We start from the raw sequence: 4128 nt of genomic DNA on the forward strand, positions 1-4128 counted from the left end.
AGTTTACACCAATGAAACGCTATGAGTTTTTTTGCTGCACTATATTTTACAATTTATCAATAACAAAAATGGACAAATGTCCTATGAAACAATGCAACTGACTTCATACAAAAAAACCAGTCCGTAAAGACTGGCTGTCTGTAAAGTTAAATATTCAAGGTTTCAATAAAAGCACCTGCCGCTAACTTTTGCTCCAACTTGTTGATAGTAGATTTGTCTAGGTAAGAGCTTAACTCAGCAAAAGCTTGGCAAATTTTGAAAACCGTATCTGCCTCTTGCTGATGGTAGAATGGTAGATCCTTATGCTTTCTGAGCCACCACTCTGAATCATAGTTGAGATCTTCTCTTTGATAGTAGACAAGGTTCTTCTTGGGTGTCAGATAAATCGTTTGATAGATTATTTTTTTCCTATCTTCAGAAAAACGGCTGTTACTATAAATCTTGATTCCTTTAAATTTTTTATACTCTCTGATTCCATGATCCACTAGCCTGCATTCCACTTCCTTATATTCCATCGTGACACCTCCTTAATTTTTCCACTTCCATTATAGCAGTTTTACGCAGGTTTTCAAGAAATGTTTCATAAGAAATAGATTATTAAGCTAGTTTTCAGCTGTATCGTACTATTTCTGCTTTACAATCATCCTTATTTTAAATACGACGGGCTGTTTGAGTGATGGTTTCTAAGAATTGCTGGCGCTGTTCATCAGAAATTTTTTCAACATTTGTTAATTGTGTTAGCTTAACCGGTGCGACAGCGCAGATTTTTAAAATTTGATTTTTCAGGACTTTACCATAATCCTGAATAAAAGGCAGCACAAAGGCCGGCGTATTATGGGTGGTGATAATCCAAGCAGATTTTCCTTGTAAGTGCCCTTCAAGACCGACTTTTTTATAAGAATAAGCGAAATCAGCTACAAATACTCGGTCAATAAATCCTTTGAGCATAGCCGGCATTCCGCTCCACCAAATCGGGAAAATGAAGATTAGGTGGTCTGCCCAAGTGACAAGATCACGGTATTTTTCCATTTCAGGAACCTTAGCCAAATCGCGGCGTTTTTGATTTTCATCAAATCGTAAGATTGGATCAAACTGTTCAGCATATAAATCTAAGGTTTTGACAGAATGCGCTTCAGAAAGATTGGTTTGGACTTGCTTGAGAATAGCACCGTTAAAACCTTGAGGGTTTGGATGAGTAAAAACAATTAAGATTTTCATGACCGCTCTCCTTTTATATAGATATCAAGCATCTGCTCAATGTTAGTCTGAATGGCTTTGTTGTCAAGGTCACGTCCAATGGGACTGTTCGCCAAAACAGCAAGACCTGAAATAAAACTCCAAAAGTGAAACAGTGTTTCAGCTTCGCTGTTGGTAAAGCCTTCCTCCTTACGAAGCTCTAAAACAATCCGTTTAAATGCAGCGAATCCTGGCAAATCAGAATCCAGCGAAATAGTATCCTGAGTGACTTTCATATACTTAAAAGGAAATTTAATAAAGAGGGCTTCAAAGAAATAGGGGTAATCCTTCGCAAAGATGATGAAGTTAAATCCCATTTGGGCCAGTTGATTGCGTGCAGAAGCCTTCCAATCGATCTTTTTTTGGATCTCTTGGTTGAGAAAAGCAGAAAGTCGTTTTAAAACGACTTTTAAATAGTTTTCTTTACTTTCAAAATGCCGGTAAGGAGTGCCATGGGTAACACCGCAGGATTTAGCGACAGTCCTCAGTGATAGCTGGTCGATACCATGGTCTTCAATCTCTTTAATCCCCGTCTGGATCAGTCTTTCTTTTAACTCTGCCGTATTTCGTTTCATTTTTTCCCTCAAAAAGTATACAACGTCTACTTTCTTAGTATACATTGTATACTTTTTCTTGTCAATATTTTCTGTTTAGAAAAATTTCAGTAAAAAAGAGGATGGGACAAAAGTCCAACCTCAAATATAAAAAGCGAACAAAACTAGTTTTCTGGCAATCAGAATTCTGCTTTGTTCGCTTGTCGCATTTAATTATAGATTTGAAGGGCTTAATAATTAAGATTTTTAAAAATTGAAATCTTTTTGTCCCAAACTCTTCTTCTTTATTAAATAAGTAAGCTAATTTGAAAAACAACAAGTCTCTTATCGCTGGATAAACTCTGATTTGAACACAATGGTTTTTTTCTCTTCAGATAAAACTCGCTTGAAACTTTCCTGACCCAGCTGATAGGATTTGTTGTCAATGGTAGAAAGACCCAGAAGGCGTCCAGCCAGCATATTTTCTTGCCCCATAATGAAGGGTAGCTGTTTCCCAGCTTCCTCATAAACCTGCAAAAACCCTGCTGCCATGTCATCCCCATTTGAAAAAATACAGTCAATCTCCGGGTGTTGCCAAAGTTCGGAAGCTTTCTGATAAGCATCCTCTTCTATAGCAACGTCTTCAATAATCACCGGTTCATGCTCCGAGCCGTAGACTTCATCATAAGCCTCCCTGACCATACGATAGGTGGAACTGCGTTTGTCTTTACGGGTGAAATAAGGGCTAAATGTTGATAACCCAGTTCCTTCAACCAGCGAAAAGCTTCTCTGCAAGCTGGTTTGCGATCCACATAGACACTACTCAGTTGAGAATGATTTACCGTTTCTAAGCAGACAATATTTCCGTACTTAGCATAGGAAGCAATGGTTTCCAAACCTATGCTTCGTGAGGTGAAAATCAAATGATCAAAAGCCTGACCTCGCAATTGTTCCAGGTACTGAAGCTCTAGTTCTTTGTCATACTGAGACGGCAAAAGCAGCAAATTATAGGCACTCCTCTGCGCTTGATCCAACATACCGTTGATGAACTTGGTAAAATAAGTGTGACGCACATGAGGAATGACTACACCCACTTTATAAGTATTGCCCAAACTCAGTTCTTTTGCGACTAGATTTAGAGTATAGTCCAGTTCTCTGACAATTTGCAGGATTTTCCTCCGTGCCTCGTCTGACACATATGGGTGATTGTTGAGCACGCGCAACACACTGGACACCGAATAGCTACTCAACTTCGCTATTTCTCAAATATTGGTCATCGAGTTCCTTTCTGATTTTCAAGCTTAACTGACGAGATACCTGTGAATTCCGTAACCAACTCCGTCCTCATCGTTACTCTTGGTAATTTTAAAAGCATGTGCCTTCACATCTTTAAAGGCATTGTCCATGACAATCGGAAAACCAACCATTTCTAGCATCGGAATGTCATTGTGACCGTCACCAAAGGCAGCTGTTTCTTCTTTTTTTAGATTTTCTTTCCGGCTAATGTAATCAATCCCTGATGATTTTCGAGCTTCTTTGCTAATGATTTCTAAATAAAACCGACCAGAACGCAGAATTGTCACACTAGTTAGTCCTAGACTATTCAGATAAGTCTGCAAATCTTGCATTTCTTCCTCTTCAAAACTAATCATCATGATTTTAAACAGATTATCACAAGCTGAAAAAAACAATCTTCATCATGAACCTGAGTCGGTGCCTGATGAGTCAAGTCGTATTCGTAACAAATTCTTTCATCTACTGTATCACAATACCAATGATTCAAGTCATAATAACTGAAACTTGACCTGCTGAAAATGCTACCGCACCGCCTGTAAAATCGTTGCCGCGGTCTGCTTGAAAATAATCTTGATGTGCAGCGGACGAATTTGATGATTGACAACCTCATAAATCAAACCACCATTAAAGCCCACTTGCGGACCTTGCAAACCCAACAATTCAATAGCCTCACGCATCTCCATTGGCGCACGCGCAGAGACCAGCGTAATCGGAATATCTGCTCTGCGAATGCGTCTGGCATTCCTTTCGGAAACTTGCCCCTTTGAATTTAAAAGCGCCCCATCCATATTAGTAAAAATACGTTTAATCGTTCTTGTTTGCATGATTTTTCTCTCCTTTTCTTTATGGATTTGCGCTCCACTCCGAGTTCAAATCTTATTTCTTCGCTAGCTTGACTTCATTGTACAATCTGGAACGCGTTCCATGTCAAGAGGAAAATGAAAAAAAGTGAATTAAATTTTTTAGAGGTAGCAAAATGAAAATGACCTTTAAAAAGGGAAAATTTCTGACTTAGTTTAATCACTATAATCTTTTAAGTAGGCTCTTAATTCTCGAATCATAG

The 4128-nt window shown here is 38.6% G+C and carries 5 protein-coding genes and 1 pseudogene; all 6 read right to left on the minus strand.

Going from position 1 to position 4128, the window contains the following annotated elements; all coding sequences use genetic code 11:
• Nucleotides 1-146: 146 nt before the first annotated feature.
• Nucleotides 147-515, minus strand: coding sequence for an EXLDI protein (locus tag HMPREF3249_RS05185; RefSeq protein WP_049513101.1), 369 nt, complete (start codon nucleotides 513-515; stop codon nucleotides 147-149).
• 136 nt (nucleotides 516-651) lie between these two features.
• Nucleotides 652-1218, minus strand: coding sequence for an NAD(P)H-dependent oxidoreductase (locus tag HMPREF3249_RS05190; protein ID WP_059221506.1), 567 nt, complete (start codon nucleotides 1216-1218; stop codon nucleotides 652-654).
• Nucleotides 1215-1811, minus strand: coding sequence for a TetR/AcrR family transcriptional regulator (locus tag HMPREF3249_RS05195; RefSeq protein ID WP_059221508.1), 597 nt, complete (start codon nucleotides 1809-1811; stop codon nucleotides 1215-1217). Before HMPREF3249_RS05195 ends, HMPREF3249_RS05190 begins: the two co-directional genes overlap by 4 nt.
• Nucleotides 1812-2114: 303 nt before the next feature.
• Nucleotides 2115-2423: a type 1 periplasmic-binding domain-containing protein gene (locus tag HMPREF3249_RS09660; protein WP_224785087.1), complete on the minus strand. Its 309-nt coding sequence runs from the start codon at nucleotides 2421-2423 to the stop codon at nucleotides 2115-2117.
• A complete protein-coding gene (locus HMPREF3249_RS09665) occupies nucleotides 2420-3019 on the minus strand; it encodes a LacI family DNA-binding transcriptional regulator (protein ID WP_224785086.1) in 600 nt (199 codons plus the stop codon). The genes HMPREF3249_RS09660 and HMPREF3249_RS09665 overlap by 4 nt, the downstream gene beginning before the upstream one ends.
• Before the next feature lie 51 nt (nucleotides 3020-3070).
• A pseudogene (locus HMPREF3249_RS05210) lies at nucleotides 3071-3889 on the minus strand (Cof-type HAD-IIB family hydrolase).
• Nucleotides 3890-4128: the final 239 nt, after the last annotated feature.

The sequence above is a fragment of the Streptococcus sp. HMSC36C04 genome, from assembly GCF_001839535.1.
Taxonomy (GTDB): Bacteria; Bacillota; Bacilli; order Lactobacillales; family Streptococcaceae; genus Streptococcus; species Streptococcus hominis.